The organism is Oceanisphaera sp. W20_SRM_FM3, from assembly GCF_052119705.1.
Lineage (GTDB): Bacteria > Pseudomonadota > Gammaproteobacteria > Enterobacterales > Aeromonadaceae > Oceanimonas.
Map to the genome: position 1 here is coordinate 46,039 of NZ_JBGQOP010000009.1, position 15,813 is coordinate 61,851.

A 15,813-nucleotide genomic window follows, 5' to 3' on the forward strand; every position below is an offset into this window, starting at 1 on the left:
TCAGGATTTTTTAGCGAGCCGTCGGATGCGTGCACTTGGGGCCAATAAGTCCTCAGCACTTACAACGGAGATCAGGAAACATGGATATGCAACGCGTTATGCTGAGAGGCAAGCTGCATCAAGCACGGGTGACTCACGCTGAGCTAAACTACGAAGGTTCTTGCGCCATCGACCAAGACTTGCTGGATGCGGTAAACATTCGCGAATTTGAACAAATCGATATTTATAACATCGAAAATGGCGAGCGCTTTCACACCTATGCAATTTCCGGTGAGCGTGGCTCTAAGATGATCTCGCTCAATGGCGCCGCCGCCCGTAAGGCCGCTGTGGGGGATCGCATCATCATTTGTGCTTATGCCCCCATGAGCGAGCAGCAGATTGAAAAATACCAGCCAAGCTTGGTGTATCTGGATGTGGACAACAACATAGTGCGCACCAGCAAAAACATTCCGCTGCAATTAGCTTAAGAGCCGCTGTAAGCCGTACGCTTTACGCTTTACGCCGTACGTTAAAGATAAACACCGAGCCGATGCTCGGTGTTTTTGTTTGTATGCTCGAGCTTTCGCTAAGGTTTGTAGGCGAACGCTTGCTCTCGCATTTCGCCGAAGGCGAACACCTGTAAAGCTAAGCAACGACGACCATCAACACCTCAGAGGCCGGCTCTTAACATCAATACTTCATCTAATCTCACTCTCATTCAGCCATTACGCCCCGCGGATTTAGCCACCTCGGCTTCGCTGTGCGCCGAGGCTATGCTGGACAATCCGTTACATTAAGGTTTTTGGTCGCCGGCGAGAAAAACGCCAGCAGCGGTTAACGCGGCTGTTTAGTGGCTTATTGCCTTACATAAGCCGGAATGGTGAGCTGACGGGCGCTTATGTGGATCAGCAGCTAGTCGGCGTATTAGGTCGTCTTAAACCCGGATGTTGCCAGCCGGGTTACGTAGAGATGATGAAGCTGATGCCCGCACTGCTGGCCAGTAACTCACCGTTAGGCTGGCTGAGAACACTACGCTGGCTCAGTCAATGGGCGGCACTGGATCCTAAAGTCCCACACTGGCACCTTGGTCCTTTAGCGATAGCACCCAATTTTCAGCGCCAATGCATAGGTCGGACCTTGATGGAATACGCGGTTAAAGAGGCAAACGGCATTAGCCTGTATCTGGAAACTGATAAGCTCAGCAACGTGCAGTTTTACCAGAGCTTGGGCTTTCAGATCACAGCAACGCCTATATTGCTGGATACGCAGACGTGGTTGATGCTTAAAAAGCATCTATCAGTAGTAAGCTACCGCAGAACGGGTAATCACTTTCTACAACCTATGCGCAATAATGCGTAACCAGCTGTTGACGGGCAGCTTGAATACCTTATTATATCTGGTTAAATTTTCTGCACTTATTTACTGAGCCACGAATAGTTATTGGAATGCTTGCTAGTGGGTAAGAGCTACCATAATCACAAAAAAATCATAGCTTACAAACAACTGTAATGGTGCTCCAATTGGTACCATTTTTATAAACTTAACATTGAGATTTTAATGGCGTATAAGTCGAGCTATATCGCAGTGATATTTAAATAGCTATCGAATTTACAGTGTCATGCCCTACTATTTTTCGCAACATATCCTCTGCCTTGTTAATCTTTAAAAATGTAATTTCACATGAATATATGTTTAAAACGTTCTTATATAAAAAGGTGCGAGAGTGAATTTTTCAAAAACATTTGCCATAAACCTTCAGTCATCAGCAGCGATCATTCAAATCGTTAGTCATGAAACATTACGCATTCGCGCTTGCTGTACACAAATATCGCTTGAGCTTAAAAGAGAGTTTTTCGTTTGGAATATGCCCGAAGGTTTAAGAAAGTACAGCCATAATGAGAAAATTTGGGAAACCATAGATGACCATAGTCAGCCTAATGACATATTAGAGTGGTTACTCGATCGCAGTAAGGAAGGCGAACGCTCAGACTTCTTGCTATTACTTGAAGATTTCCATCATTTTTTAACGCCCGCAGATCACTCACTTATTAGCCGACTACGTGCTTTTGCTATTGCTGTAGCAAGCCGTGAGATTACTGGCTGTTCAGTTGTGCTATCACAGCCCACAGCTTTATTGCCGATCGAGCTGGAAAAGGAGGTGCAGGTGATGGAAATGTCATTACCTGATGTCAATGATCTTAAAAAAATCATGCAACAAGCAAAACAGCGTTATCAGATTGATGATCGTGATTATCGAGAGTCTTCAGCGCTACTTGATGCAGCACTTGGCTTGTCTACTAGTGAAGCGCAGTTGGCGTTTTCTAAGGTTGCTAATCAGGAGGGCCAGCTGACCGAAGCTCAAATCCCTTTTATAGTTAAGGAGAAAGAGCAGGTCATTCGTAAAAGCGGTCATTTGGAGTACTTTCATCCTAAAGCCACTTTAGATGATATCGGTGGCCTTGATAACCTTAAGTCTTGGCTAAACCGTCGCCGCCAGGCTTTCACTCAAGATGCTCGTGACTTTGGCCTAGAAACACCTCGAGGTGTATTGTTACTGGGATTACCTGGAACAGGCAAAAGTTTAGCCGCTAAAGCCGTGGCCAGTGCTTGGCAGCTACCACTCTTGCGTCTTGATATGGGTAAGATTTACGGCGGTATTGTTGGTCAGTCAGAAGCCAATATTCGTTCTGCTTTGCAAACTGCTGAAGCCCTTGCACCTAGCATTTTATGGATTGATGAGATCGAAAAAGGCCTATCAGGTATGCAAAGTTCAGGAGCTACAGATGGTGGTACTACATCGCGTGTTTTGGGTACGTTTCTGACATGGATGCAAGAGAAAGAAAAACCGGTGTTTGTAGTCGCAACTGCCAATCATATTGCGCAGTTGCCACCTGAGTTACTGCGTAAAGGACGTGTTGATGAGATCTTCTTTGTTGATTTGCCGGTAGAGAGTGATCGCAAAGATATCCTCTCTATTCACCTCAAGCGACGTGATCGTCTAGATGCCTGCTCAGACAGTGAACTCATAGAGTTGGCACAAGCAAGTAAAGGCTTCACTGGCGCAGAGTTAGAGGAAGCGGTGAAAGAGGCGATGTTCTTGGCTTTTGATGATGGTCATCAGCTTTGCAAGGACGATATTCTTAAAGCGATTCAATCATCTACGCCATTATCCCAAACCATGGCAGAGATGATCAGCAAAACCCGAGACTGGGCCAAGGGGCGTGCAGTTATGGCAAGTTCTGCTGAGCCAGAACCCTTGGAGACACCAAGCAGCCAAAAGCCTCGTCTGAAGCAGGAAGGCGAAAACCCTTTTATTTAATCGAGTCTTAACGAATGGATAACCCCTTTTTCACCGCCTTGGAAGATAACGGTTTTGATGCAGCAACGCTGGCTAAGCAAACCAATGATGTATTAGTACCTTTTATAAATTACCTCAATAACAGTATTAAAGCGTTAGAAGACAAAGAAGTGAGTTGTGAATGGAAGCCTGTTGCCACTCACTCCTACCGCTTAAAGCCTAACCTGCGAATCTGGCGCTTGACGCCAGTGTGTGAAATAGAAATTGCAGACGCTCAAAAAGGTTGGCATGAAATTTTATCTGGGTGTGAGGAGGCAACGTTTTATGATGGCTTTGATCCTCAGTTGGAAGACCCCCTCATTGTTGGTAAAGGCGCTAGCCGTCAGCGCTTCATCATAAAGGAAAATGATTATCGTGCAGGTACTAATCAATTCCAGATTTTTTTACCTGAAATTGCTGAACCGTCTGAAATTCAGTGGAGCGGTTACAGTCTATTAATTCGTCCGCTTTCCGTTGACCTAGGCAGCCTAGCTTACGTGCATGTGGATGGGCAGCAGTGCAAAGTCGTTGAGCAAACTACTTGTAGCATGACGCTAGAAGGACAGATTACCGAAAGCAGTTCGCTATCTATAGAAGGACAAAGTGTTGCTTTTAAAGTTATTAAAACGCTAAATTTATCTGCACTCAATAATTTATCTGTTAAACCTGACGGAAATGCTTGGCGTGTTCTATCTGAGAACAGGCCTAGCTTAGCGTCTAGCGTGACCGAAGATATTACAAAAATTAGTTTATCGCAGTTGAATTTAGGTGATCTGCAGTATAAAGAAGCAACTCTAGCCGCTGATGACTGGACATTATCTAAGGATAGCGAAGGTCTATTACTAGAAGCGTGTAGCGACGTTAAACTTCAAATCCAAGAGCAGATCCGTTGCACTCTTTTTTCAGGGATAAGCTTTGCAATTGAGCGGCGTAAGGTTGCAGAGAAATGGATTCAGTTAATTGAAAAAGATAATGTTGGTGACGATACGGGCAAGTCAGAGCTGGATTACTTCTTTGATGAAAATCAAGGCATAAAAATACTAGATTCTACTGAGAATAGATATGGTGATGGTTTTAGAGTGCTTAAGTCACGACCTGAAGACCGGCAGGTTTTACTCGCAAAAAACTTAAAAGGTAAAAGGAACAGGGATAGTGAATACCCTGCGATACAAGGCAGTCAAAACGAAATCCGTGTCAGTGTTGATACGAGTCAACTTAAAAAGCAAAAAGATGCCATTAATCAGTTAGTCAATCGCCCTGCTGTTGGCCATCGTCCTCTTATTCATCTTTTACAAGCTCGTGATAAAATACAGTGGCAAGACGTTTCAGCAGTGCCAGAGCAGTCTATACAGTGGAAAGTCTTAACTGATCCGAGTTTTGATGGTTCAGATAGACAGAGAGAATTTGTCAGTAAAGCATTGGCGAGCCAAGACTTTACAATTCTTGACGGGCCTCCGGGTACGGGGAAAACCACCACTATTTTAGAGTTGATTATTCAGCTGGTTTTGGATGGAAAGCGCGTTCTACTCTCTGCGTCCACGCATGCGGCAATCAATAATGTGTTGGAAAGGATTAAGGACGACTCTGCATTAAATAAGCATGTTTTTCCTCTACGTATTGGTAATGAAAACAATGCGACTGGCGTTGAAGATTTTCAGTTCGAAAACGTGTTCGATGCGCTTAGAAGTGCGTCAGGCTGTGAAGATATCAGTAAGCAATTGATGATTGATGCCTCAAACTTAGTCTGCGGCACTACTATTGGCATTCTGAGATTATTTAATGAGAAAGATATCGCTTTGGATAAGGGTGAGCCGCCGTTTGATGTCATGATCATTGATGAGTGCAGCAAAACTACGTTCCAAGAATTTTTAGTGCCGGCGCGCTTTGCTAAGCGTTGGGTATTAGTGGGGGATGTGCGTCAACTCTCACCCTTCACTGATCGTGAACAAATAGTCACCAATCTTGACCAGTTGATGTTAAGGCATGATAGAGATCCTAAAAAAATTCAGTATTTATCTCCAGCTATACAGCAAGCCTGTTTTTTACTAGAGGAGTTACGCGGTAACTCGCGAAAGGATGACACTCCGTACCAGCAACCGATGGTGGTACCTGTCACAGCTGCAGTACTTCAAGCGTTGAGCAAGGAACTTGAAGCAAGGTTTGATAAACCTAATTTACGCAAAGGATTGAGTCATATTCTGTTAATAGCCAAAAGTGGCCTAAGAGTTTCAATTTATGATTGGTTTTTAGACAGTATTGCTATTCAACAGCAACCACTGCATTTATATAACGCAAATTTGTGTTTTATTGATGAAGCCGCTTTACCCGAACTTCAGTACCTTATCCCTAACGATATGCTGGTTTTGCATAAAGACTGGCCGCGTACTAGTCAAGCTTTTGTTCATAAGCATAGCAGTACAAAAACCAAAGCTTATAAAATTAAGAATACCGAGAAAACAGATACCCAATCTATCCAGCAAGAATTACTTGATCGTCTTGATAGCAGTAAGTGGTCAGAAGAAGTGTGCTGGCGCTTGGAGCGTGAATATTGGCTGCGGCTATCAAAAAACCATCATAGAAAAACGAATTATCTTTCAGAGACGCTTGAACGTCTTCTCCCAAAATCAGTACAGGCTGATGGGCGAATTCATATTCTAAAAAACATTGCTTTTCCATCTATTTTAGAAGCCCTATCAGGTTCTGGTTTAGAGAAACTTAAGCGCGATGCGCCAACTACTTTAAATCAAGGTTTTAATCGGTATGAAAAGCCACAGCGTCACACAACACTAACCTATCAGCATCGTATGCATCCTGATATTTCTGCATTTCCAAGAAGCCAGTTTTATCCAAAAGGTGTATTAGCAGACGGCAGCCAAACGACACCAGCGCGTCAGTGGGCCTATAAGCGTTATAAGGCTCGAAATACTTGGCTTAATATTAATGGGAAGACATCTGGCAACTCTAACGCTGAGGAAGTTCAAGCGCTTATTACTGAACTGAAAGCCTTTTGTGATTGGGCTGAAGGCAATATGAAGAACCAAAAAGACGAACCCTATGATGTGGCGGTCTTGACCTTCTATAAGCGGCAAGAAAAAGCATTGCGTGAGGCATTACAAAAGCTACCCAGCAATGCAGGTCGTAATGCACGCTTTAGTTACAAGGGTGTTTCAATCAAATTGGCAACCGTTGATTACTTTCAAGGTCAAGAGGCTGATGTGGTGTTTTTATCCATGGTGAATACCCAGCGTGATGGCTTTATGGATTCTCCGAACCGCTTGAATGTCTCTATTACCCGTGCGCGTTATCAGCTGATTGTAGTTGGACATTACAGGTACTTTAGTGAGCAATCACGTACGGAAGAACTGCGTAATTTAGCTAGATCTTGTGAAGAGTATCTAGGCTGTAACGCTAAAAAGTCAGCTAAAAATGGAATGAATTAATATGAGTCAGCATAAGCGTAAGACCTCTACTCAGGGAGGCACTAATAATGGTCAAAGTTTTGCTACGCAAAACCGAGGAGAGGTTAGGCCGTTTTCTTTGCAGTTAACTCGTAAAGTACAACTTAAGCGTTTTCCTATTATTGCTAAATTAACTTTTTTACTTAAACGTCCTGATCTCGTGTCTTTGCTCAATGCTGTACAGCAGGAAAAAAATATCCCTTTGAGACTTAAAGCCTACCTGCAGCGTGAAGCGCTTTGGGATGATGAATTAAGTACCTTGACTGATAGAGGCTTAGCAGTTCAAAGCTCAGGGACGTTTGAGAGTAAAGAACGTGGCTTGTACCATATTTGGTATATAGATAACGATCCATTACTGCAAATTCGCCCTGTTTTAATCCAGAGAGATACAGCTTTTTTTGAGCCAAGCACTAAAGCATGGTTGAAAGGTGTTGATGCTGCTCAATCAGAGTTCAAAGTAGATAAAAATCTAGATTTAGACGTCATCGAAGAGGTCTATAATGGTCGCCATTCTACGCAAGAATTACAAAAATTAACGCTATTAAAACTCGAACCCGAAGTGGTATGTGCCGCAGATAGAAATGCAGAGTTAGATCTTGTTTGGAGTCTGTCATTAGCACAATCACTGGTTAGCCTGGAAGGTCAGCTGGATGTGCTTGAGTTTAAACAAAAAAAAGGTAATCGCAGATCTGAAAACTTTAATTTATCCATATCGGATTTTCAAGAGCATCTGCCGACAGTAATGAGCACTGTTGCGTTACAGCTTGATGGTTATTGGAGCAGTAAAGATCATCGTCTGGCTATTAATCAGCAAAGTCTCGAGTCGTATTCAAATGCAATCGCACGGTTCAAAATCGATAGTAAAGATTTTAACGACTTAGAAACGCCATACGGTAGATTTAATACGGCAGAGTTAAGCAATATTCCTGTTAAACCAGAAAACTCAGCTGATGCGCAACTATGGCATCAGCAGTGGTTAGGGGAATTTTATGCCGAAGCATACCACTCATCTGAGAGAGCTCGTCAGCAGCAAGCACAATGGCTTGATGATCCTGCACTGACAGGCTTTGATTTGTCTTTAGTCGAAGGCTCCTCCTTGTTAGACAGCAGTTTAGACCGTGAAAAGCAGCCGCAAGCGTATTGGCATGTGGCAGCGATTGCTGATTTAACACCGAGTCAAAGTAAAAAGCTGAGACTACCCATCAGCTTAATTAATGATGATGAATTAAACATTAAGGAGTTAGTCACCTTCTTAACAGGCAACGATACTGTAGAAAAAATTATTTACTCTGACCGTTATGTACACACATCAAGGCAAAATAGAAACCTAGCAACAATTGCGTCATGTGTTAGTAATGCTGACGGATTTTTGTTCACGTTAGAGTCTCAAAAGGGTAATGAGGCCACACTACCATTGCACTGGTGTCGAACGGTTATGCAAAAAGAAAACGATAATCATGGGCGCTATTGGATATTTATTGGAGAGAAACATACCTATTGCTGGGAGTGTACGAGCGGCTTAGATTTTATTAGGGATACTGAAAAGGGATTGATAGTGACCGGCACACCAAGTTTTACCCCCAAAGAAGAGCATGAACTTCCACAATTTTTAAAAATAGCGCTTAAACGTATAACGTCTGTGGAGGTTGCGTAATGGCCCAGCTAAAAGTAAGGAAAGATAATTTTACTGTAGATTACACTCGCGATACATTACCTGAACTGTTCTTGGGGCAAACCTCTGACTGTGATTTTTCAGCATCTGACCTAATAGTTCGTATGAACTGTAGTGATGTTATTTTAAACATAAAAAAAGCGCGACAGACTCTATTAATTGCATGTCAACAGATTAAAGATGCAATGCTGATTCAGCAATTATGCGAGCAGGCTGATAATGGTATTCGTATTTACTTGCTCTTGGGTGATGAGACGTTAAATCAAAGCGCGATTGATACCTTGTCAGGACGCTGTTTGATAAGAGGCGGGGTTGTTCAGCAAGGCACTCTGATTATTGTTGATCATATTACGAATCAGTCCGAAGGTTTTTTACTCACTGACCATCAAGTGCTTGTTGCGCCTGAAGCTCAGGCTTGGACTATAGAGTTAGAGTCGCAGCAGCGCGAAGATAGCGTACGAAGTTTTTGTAAAATTTTCTGGGAAGACGCAGAGACTGAGTATTTACAGCAAAACCGCCCCCAGTCAGCATTGCATCATCCTGATGGAACTATTGTAACCAATCATTCACACCAACTGCGTGGAGCTTTACAAGATAATATTAGTGCTGCTTTGGAGACAGTTACAGGTGTAAGTAATCTACTATTTAAGCCGCAAATTAATTCTTATCAGCTGCTGCTTAGCGGTAATGCACCCGATATCTCACAGTTAGCACGGCACGGTGTGGCACTTACTGATAAGCCTATACCATCTTTACTATTATCTGATGACGGCAACTGGCTTTTACCTAACGCAGCAGAAGCAAGTATTACAAACTGGTGCTTACAATTATCAAATGCTCAAAGCGAAAAACTTGAACATGCCTATCGTCAAGCATTGCTTGATGCTAGCTGGCAATTCAAATCTTCAGTGTGTATTGGTGAGTTGCAGAGTCAGCAAGAATTGCGTTTTGTTGAGCTGCCAGAATTAGTTCGCTCGGTTGAATCTGTCCGTGATCATACATTGCAGGATATTTATACTGAGAGCATTGATGAGTTTTTAAATGAGAGAGCACAGGAGTTAGCTCAAAACGTTTTAAATTGGCAGCCTGATTTGCTTGCGCATCAAATCAACTATCAAGTGACTATCCATCCTCCTTATAGCCCTGCAGATGCGAGCAAGGATGCATTGTATGATGCGTGGAGTACTGCTGAGAAGGATTGGCAGGGACGTATTGCTTCACTAGATCGCCAACAACGAGTCATTGATGAGCAGCAGGCAGGTATCCCAGAACGATTGAAAGGCTTTCTTAAAAGCTTCTTATTAGGTCAAGGCCATTCTGTAAAGCAATTGGATCGTGAGTTAGCTCTATTAAAAGACTGGTCAGTTACTCAGGCGACGCCAGCCGAACGTACAGCGCAGCAAAAAATATTGATTGAGTTACATGAGCGTATTCGTCAACGTAGTAAAGATACGGCTGAAAAACAAGATGCTGCAGTACAGCAGGATCAGTGGGAAAACGAACGCACAATGTTAGAAAAACAGCTGTCAGAAATAAAGCTCACTGTTGATGATAGATTAGAAAATCGAGATCAATTACTGGCGCAGGTACCCATTAAAGAACAACAGATTAATAGCAGTTTTATATCCGATTGGAAAAAATCTACAGACTCGCTTGCCGACAAACAACTGCAAGATGCACAAATCAATGATTTGCAGCCTGAGCAGTTTCTTCCTGATGTCCAGCCTGAAGATAAAGAGCAGGAGTTGTTGTCAGCTAAGACTGAATGTCTTCGTCAAAAACGAGAAGCGCTGCGCACAATGACAGTTGAGCACGCTCAGCAATGGAAGATCTCGTTTAAAGAAAAAGTCTGGAAGAAGCACTATGGTGCTCTTGATAGAGTATTAGAGAATCATCGTTTAGCATTGCAAAAAATTAAACGTGATCTTCAAGAAATAGAAAAAGCGGTAAGCAGTACCCAATCCCAGTTAGAGAGCGCCCAAACTAAGCTTAATAATCATGGGCAAAATTTTGTATATCAGGCTGATAAGAGTAGTGCGCTTGATCAACAATTAGGTATCAAGGACACATCACGCAAGTTAGCGTCTTTTACATGGCCAGCAGAAGAACTACCCATGTACGGTGCAGAGCTACGTAACCTAAATAAGCAACGTTACTTGGTGATTTTCAATACGGATCATTTGGAACAAGCACGCAGAGATGCCAAAACACTGAATAGTAAAATAGTCTGTGATAAGGAATTTATAAATGCCTGAGCAAATAATAGTTATTACTATCGATGATGACGGTGGTATTACCGCTAAAACCAGTGGCTTTAAAGGAGAAACTTGCTTGGGTGCATTGAATGACCTCTTAGAGCTGGACGCTGGTGTGACCGAACTGAATAAAACTGATGAGTACCATCAAAAACAGTCATTAAAACAATCATCTTTACAAAAAATCGAAAGGAAATAAGCATGAGTGCAGTGATTAAAACAGCCACACCATTTGCGCTTGAATCCGTTTTATTTACAGCGTTAGAGGTTTCAGGTGCAGATCCGAAAAAGGTTACCAATACAGTGCTACAAGGTATCTCACAGCGTAATCAAATAGAGCTGGGCGATATTTTGACGAACCGTAAGGATTATAATGGTCGTCAGCTTTTCCGACAGCAAGGAGAACGCTGGGTTTTATTACATGACAGTGACGAGTTGGGTGCAAATATTGTCAGTCAGCTAGCAGATCGTCGTTATACGGGAGTTAAACAATTTTTAGCTCAGTTGAGCTTGGCTTATGATATTGCTTATCAACAACTCTTAGAACAATTGGCTGAGCAAGAACGGGCGATCTTGGAAGAAGAGAGAAAAAATCGGGTGGAAGCGATCCGTCAGCAGTCTATCGCTAAGGCCAAATCTCAGGGGTACTCTGTGAAGGAAAGTAGAACAGCTAAAGGACAAATTCAGTTAGTCCTAACTCGTACGGTATAGCATTGTGGTTAAAGATTATGGTGAATATTTTAATCTGGCACACATAGAGGCATCAAGTCATATTTATGGCCCCGGAGAGCGCTTTGTAGTTTGGTTTCAGGGCTGTAAGCTCGCATGCAAAGGCTGCTGGAATCGAGAGATGTGGTCATTTAAAAGCAAACAATTGATTCATAAAGAACGATTGCTAGAAATTATTTTGACCACATCAAATATCAAAGGTGTTACTTTTCTTGGCGGTGAGCCGATGCATCAGGCTAATAGTTTATGGTGGCTTATTAACCAGATTAGAGAGCGTACTAATTTGACTATTTTCTTGTTTACGGGTTATGAACAAAATGAATTAGCACAGCTTGGACAATTATCTAATATTCTCGAAAATTGCGACATAGTTGCACTTGGACGTTACGATGAAAACAAAAAAAATATTAATCAGCAATGGATCGGATCTAATAACCAGATCGTTATTTATCCCGCAGGGTCTCGAGAAAGCGAGCAGCCAGAGCTTATCAATCAAGTTGAGATAATTATTGAAGCGGATGAAAGCATTAGAATATTAGGATTCCCCGATGAGTCACTAATAAAGGTTATGATTATTAATTAATAAAATAGCATATTCAGCCTTTGCTAGTTGTTTTAATTTAATCCTTCATCAAAGACGCATCCTAAACCAGGGTAACCGCATGAGTGTTTAGTCTTTGACCATTGAAGATATTCCAGCGATTAACACTTTCTCAAGGTGCTCCATTTTCATCCAGCACCGCCGCTGTTTACCAACAAGGCTGAGCTTCGTTGGCTCGGCTCGCAGCATGTTCAATGACATGTGCCGCAAGCAGGCTAAGTTTTCAGCCCCATTACCTTTATAAATCTGGCAGGCATCTTCCTGCATGCTGACATCCAGCATCCAATGCATGGATTCTATACCCCAATGCTCACGGACGGCGTTAGCAACTTGCTCTTCATCCATCTCTTTTGAGCTGATGTAGTAGCGATACGAAAGCTGTACGGGTGTGCCTTTTTCAGCACGAAAACTTTCAACCATGACTACAGTTTTTAGCCCTGTCCAACGGGAGAAGTCACCGTTTAGCACGTCGGCATCAAGCACATAACTACGTCGAGATTCAACACGACCATGGTGAACCTCAGTCTTGAGTTTATCGCCGTCTAAGCCGACAGCACGTTGAACTACAAAGGCATTTTTAACTGCTTTAGCTAACTTACTTTGGTTGCCTTTCACTGCCAGAAAATAATCACCACCTTGGGTCACAATGCCGTGGGCTATTTTAGTCTGACAACCCATGGCATCAATAGACACAAGCGCTCCGCGCAGGTCGAGCATTTTTAGCAGCTCTGGAATAGCAGTAATTTCGTTACTCTTACTGTCCGTTTTTACCTGACCGAGTACCAGCTTATTCGCTGACGAATAAGCGCTCACCATATGGATAGTTGCATTACGGTTTTCACGGCTATAAGAGCCGCGTAAGGTCTTGCCATCAATCGCCACTAACTCACCATCCGTGAGCTGATGCACAGATTGCATCCACTCTATAAAGCATGCTTGAAACAACTCGGGCTTAATGCTGGAAATGATGCTGGCAATGGTGTCATCGACAGGAACGCCTTCTTCAAACATGCCCTGTTCAACAAACCATTCATGCTGGCCTAGTAGGTATTCACGGATCTCAAACCAGCCTCGGGCTCCAGCAATAACGGAGCACAGCTTGCCGAATAGCACATCGAATAAGGGATAGGTTATTTTGGCGCTCTGTCGTGCGTCTTCAACAGGCTGGAAGTGTGCTTTAAAGGTCTCGATGGGCATAGGTTTCTCGCCAAAAGAGGGCATATGATCATAATCAGTAGATCACGTCAACCTACGCACTATTTAAGGCTCTAATTGTTCAAAAAATGTTCGTGATCTTGCCCTGACTATCCAATGCGTTTGAGTAAATTATATAGCATTTGTACATCTAGCATCATAATCACATGTTTGCCAGCTTGGTAGGCTAACTCCATCTCTTGGAGTGCTTCTAGATCTGAGTTAGAAAACTGGTCGTGTAACCAACCAAGAGGCGACTCCGAAATAATAGCGCCTAGCGCGCTCGTAGTATTTTTAGCTATGCTACAACCTGTAAGAGCAGGCAGTAATATTAGTAGTATGCTTGGGGAAAAGCCGTACGCGCTATACGCTGCAAGTAAAAGACCAACATCGTCTTGTTTTGACGGTCAGCGTACGGCGCAAAACGTATCGCACCCCGCAGGGTCAGCTATAAAAAAAGGCAGCCAATTGGCTGCCATTTTAATTTTCAAGTCATTGTGAGGAGTGAGGTGTAAAGCGTGAAGGGGAAAACCTAAACCTAAACCTAAGCCTAACAATTCGGTGTTTTCGCCTCTCTCCTCACCCTTCACGCCTCACACAGTGCTAAGTTCTTAATCCGCGTCCGGTGCGGATCAAGTACCAAGCCCACCAGTAGAAGACCAAGATAAAACCGATAATAATGGTGTAGGCCACACTTAAGCGCACATCCGACACACCCAAGAAGCCATAGCGGAAAGCATTCACCATATAGAGCACTGGGTTTACGTGCGATATGGTCTGCCAGATGCTGGGTAGCAAGCTAATGGAGTAAAACACCCCGCCTAAGTAGGTGAGCGGCGTTAAGATAAAAGTCGGAATTATGCTGATATTATCGAAACTACGGGCATAAATTGCATTCAAAAGTCCGGCCAGTGCAAATAATACCGAGGTCAAGAACACGGTAAATATCACGCTAAACAGATGCTCAATATGCAAGTCGACGAAGAACAACGACACTAGGCTGACGATTAAGCCCACCAGCAAACCGCGCACCACACCGCCACCCACGTAGCCGGCAATAATCACATACGTCGGCACCGGAGCCACTAATAGCTCTTCAATGTTATTTTGGAACTTACTACTGTAAAAAGAGGAAGCCACGTTAGAGTAAGAGTTAGTGATCACCGACATCATAATCAGGCCTGGCACGATAAAGGCCATATAAGAAAAGCCGCCCATCTCGCCAATCCGGCTACCGATCAGGTTGCCAAAAATCACGAAATACAGCGTCATAGTGATAGCAGGCGGCACCAGAGTTTGTACCCAAATACGGCCAAAGCGCACCACTTCACGAGTTAAAATACTCTTAAAGGCCACATAATAACGCATCTCGCTCATACTGCTGCTCTCCCGTTTTCTACCAAGCTAACAAATAACTCTTCTAAGCGATTGGACTTATTACGCATGCTTAACACTCGCACCCCTTGCTCGTTCAGCTGAGCAAACACACTGTTTAAGCCCTGCTCTTTTTTGACTTCCACCTCTAAGGTGTGATCGTCGAGAAGCTGCCAGTTAAAACCAGATAAAAACGGCTCTCGGCCGTCTGCGGCTAAGTCGAGAAGAAAGGTTTCTACGGTTAGTTTACCGAGCAGGCCCTTCATGCTGGTATTTTCAACCAAGCGGCCCTTATCTATGATGCCGATATGACGGCACAGCAATTCCGCCTCTTCCAGATAATGGGTAGTCAGAATAATGGTGATGCCTTGCTCGTTGATCAACTTTAAAAAGTCCCACATGGCGCGACGAATTTCAATATCCACACCCGCGGTTGGCTCATCCAAGATCAGCAGTTTAGGCTCATGCATCAGGGCGCGGGCTATCATCAAACGGCGTTTCATGCCGCCAGACAGGGTGCGTGAAATAGCGTTACGCTTATCCCATAAATCTAATTGCTTTAAGTAACGCTCGGCACGCACTTTGGCTTCTTTACGCTCTACTCCGTATAAGCCAGCTTGGTTGATCACCACCTGCTCGACTTTTTCAAACTGATTAAAGTTAAATTCTTGCGGCACTAAACCAATTTGGATTTTGGCGTCTTCTAAATGGGTGTCGATATCGAAGCCAAACACTTTAACGCTGCCGGCGGTTTTATTTACCAAGGACGAAATAATGCCGATAGTGGTGGATTTACCCGCTCCATTAGGTCCTAACAGGGCATAGAAGTCTCCCTGCTCTACGGTCAAATCTATACCCTTCAGCGCTTCCACACCACCGGCGTAGATTTTGCGTAAGCCTGTAATTTCCAGTGCTTTGGTCATCAATAGCTCCATAACATAAAGAAGCCCAGAGACGGCCAACGAATCTGCTCGTCGCCTTATTCCTAGGCTAGTGAATCGCTAAACAAATAGCTCATTGATATGGCATAACTCATAAGAACTTGCCGCAAGTATGTCTTTAAAGACTAAAGACTTTTTGCCACGGAAGAACACGGAATCCACAGAAAAATAAAGCTAAGATAAGTGCGAAAAAAAGGCTTTAAGCGATCAGCTAAAGACAAACATTGCCCTTGGTCTTACCAATGGAATCACTTTCAGACCTGATCTCTATTT

The 15,813-nt window shown here is 43.4% G+C and carries 12 protein-coding genes; 9 read left to right on the forward strand and 3 right to left on the reverse strand.

The window, feature by feature from the left end; all coding sequences use genetic code 11:
• The first annotated feature begins 80 nt into the window (after window positions 1–80).
• The 9 genes from panD to ACEN2G_RS06915 all read left to right on the forward strand — a co-directional run bounded on the left by panD (window position 81) and on the right by ACEN2G_RS06915 (window position 12,013).
• Window positions 81–467, forward strand: coding sequence for an aspartate 1-decarboxylase (gene panD, locus ACEN2G_RS06875; protein WP_442020742.1), 387 nt, complete (start codon window positions 81–83; stop codon window positions 465–467).
• A gap of 412 nt (window positions 468–879) precedes the next feature.
• A complete protein-coding gene (locus tag ACEN2G_RS06880; protein ID WP_442020743.1) occupies window positions 880–1,338 on the forward strand; it encodes a GNAT family N-acetyltransferase in 459 nt (152 codons plus the stop codon).
• A 364-nt stretch (window positions 1,339–1,702) separates the two neighbouring features.
• On the forward strand, window positions 1,703–3,298 hold the full coding sequence (locus ACEN2G_RS06885) for an AAA family ATPase (RefSeq protein WP_442020744.1): 1,596 nt from the start codon (window positions 1,703–1,705) through the stop codon (window positions 3,296–3,298).
• Between the two features lie 14 nt (window positions 3,299–3,312).
• Window positions 3,313–6,756 (forward strand): AAA domain-containing protein, encoded by a 3,444-nt coding sequence (locus ACEN2G_RS06890; RefSeq protein ID WP_442020745.1) that lies wholly within the window; start codon window positions 3,313–3,315, stop codon window positions 6,754–6,756.
• Window position 6,757: 1 nt separating this feature from the next.
• The gene (locus ACEN2G_RS06895; protein ID WP_442020746.1) at window positions 6,758–8,428 is read left to right on the forward strand and encodes a hypothetical protein; all 1,671 of its coding nucleotides are present in this window, start codon (window positions 6,758–6,760) and stop codon (window positions 8,426–8,428) included.
• Window positions 8,428–10,701 carry a hypothetical protein gene (locus ACEN2G_RS06900; RefSeq protein WP_442020747.1) on the forward strand — a complete coding sequence of 758 codons (2,274 nt, stop codon included), beginning with the start codon at window positions 8,428–8,430 and terminating at the stop codon, window positions 10,699–10,701. The genes ACEN2G_RS06895 and ACEN2G_RS06900 overlap by 1 nt, the downstream gene beginning before the upstream one ends.
• Window positions 10,694–10,900, forward strand: coding sequence for a DUF2997 domain-containing protein (locus tag ACEN2G_RS06905; RefSeq protein WP_442020748.1), 207 nt, complete (start codon window positions 10,694–10,696; stop codon window positions 10,898–10,900). Before ACEN2G_RS06900 ends, ACEN2G_RS06905 begins: the two co-directional genes overlap by 8 nt.
• A 2-nt stretch (window positions 10,901–10,902) precedes the next feature.
• Window positions 10,903–11,412, forward strand: a complete 510-nt coding sequence (locus ACEN2G_RS06910) for a hypothetical protein (protein ID WP_442020749.1) — start codon at window positions 10,903–10,905, stop codon at window positions 11,410–11,412.
• A gap of 4 nt (window positions 11,413–11,416) precedes the next feature.
• Complete coding sequence (locus ACEN2G_RS06915; protein ID WP_442020750.1) at window positions 11,417–12,013, forward strand: 4Fe-4S single cluster domain-containing protein; 597 nt, start codon at window positions 11,417–11,419, stop codon at window positions 12,011–12,013.
• Window positions 12,014–12,100: 87 nt separating this feature from the next.
• Here the strand turns inward: ACEN2G_RS06915 and ACEN2G_RS06920 are convergent, their stop codons facing one another.
• From ACEN2G_RS06920 to ACEN2G_RS06930, 3 genes are all read right to left on the reverse strand, one after another.
• Window positions 12,101–13,228, reverse strand: coding sequence for an ISAs1 family transposase (locus ACEN2G_RS06920; RefSeq protein ID WP_442020751.1), 1,128 nt, complete (start codon window positions 13,226–13,228; stop codon window positions 12,101–12,103).
• A gap of 600 nt (window positions 13,229–13,828) precedes the next feature.
• Window positions 13,829–14,602 (reverse strand): ABC transporter permease, encoded by a 774-nt coding sequence (locus ACEN2G_RS06925; RefSeq protein WP_442020752.1) that lies wholly within the window; start codon window positions 14,600–14,602, stop codon window positions 13,829–13,831.
• Window positions 14,599–15,522, reverse strand: coding sequence for an ABC transporter ATP-binding protein (locus tag ACEN2G_RS06930; RefSeq protein ID WP_442020753.1), 924 nt, complete (start codon window positions 15,520–15,522; stop codon window positions 14,599–14,601). Before ACEN2G_RS06930 ends, ACEN2G_RS06925 begins: the two co-directional genes overlap by 4 nt.
• Window positions 15,523–15,813: the final 291 nt, after the last annotated feature.

Excerpts from the sequence above, each read along its gene's own strand:
- panD (WP_442020742.1), top strand. The coding sequence starts at position 81 with ATGGATATGCAACGCGTTATGCTGAGAGGCAAGCTGCATCAAGCACGG.
- ACEN2G_RS06890 (WP_442020745.1), top strand. The coding sequence starts at position 3,313 with ATGGATAACCCCTTTTTCACCGCCTTGGAAGATAACGGTTTTGATGCA.
- ACEN2G_RS06895 (WP_442020746.1), top strand. The coding sequence starts at position 6,758 with ATGAGTCAGCATAAGCGTAAGACCTCTACTCAGGGAGGCACTAATAAT.
- ACEN2G_RS06900 (WP_442020747.1), top strand. The coding sequence starts at position 8,428 with ATGGCCCAGCTAAAAGTAAGGAAAGATAATTTTACTGTAGATTACACT.
- ACEN2G_RS06905 (WP_442020748.1), top strand. The coding sequence starts at position 10,694 with ATGCCTGAGCAAATAATAGTTATTACTATCGATGATGACGGTGGTATT.
- ACEN2G_RS06910 (WP_442020749.1), top strand. The coding sequence starts at position 10,903 with ATGAGTGCAGTGATTAAAACAGCCACACCATTTGCGCTTGAATCCGTT.
- ACEN2G_RS06920 (WP_442020751.1), bottom strand. The coding sequence starts at position 13,228 with ATGCCCATCGAGACCTTTAAAGCACACTTCCAGCCTGTTGAAGACGCA.
- ACEN2G_RS06925 (WP_442020752.1), bottom strand. The coding sequence starts at position 14,602 with ATGAGCGAGATGCGTTATTATGTGGCCTTTAAGAGTATTTTAACTCGT.
- ACEN2G_RS06930 (WP_442020753.1), bottom strand. The coding sequence starts at position 15,522 with ATGACCAAAGCACTGGAAATTACAGGCTTACGCAAAATCTACGCCGGT.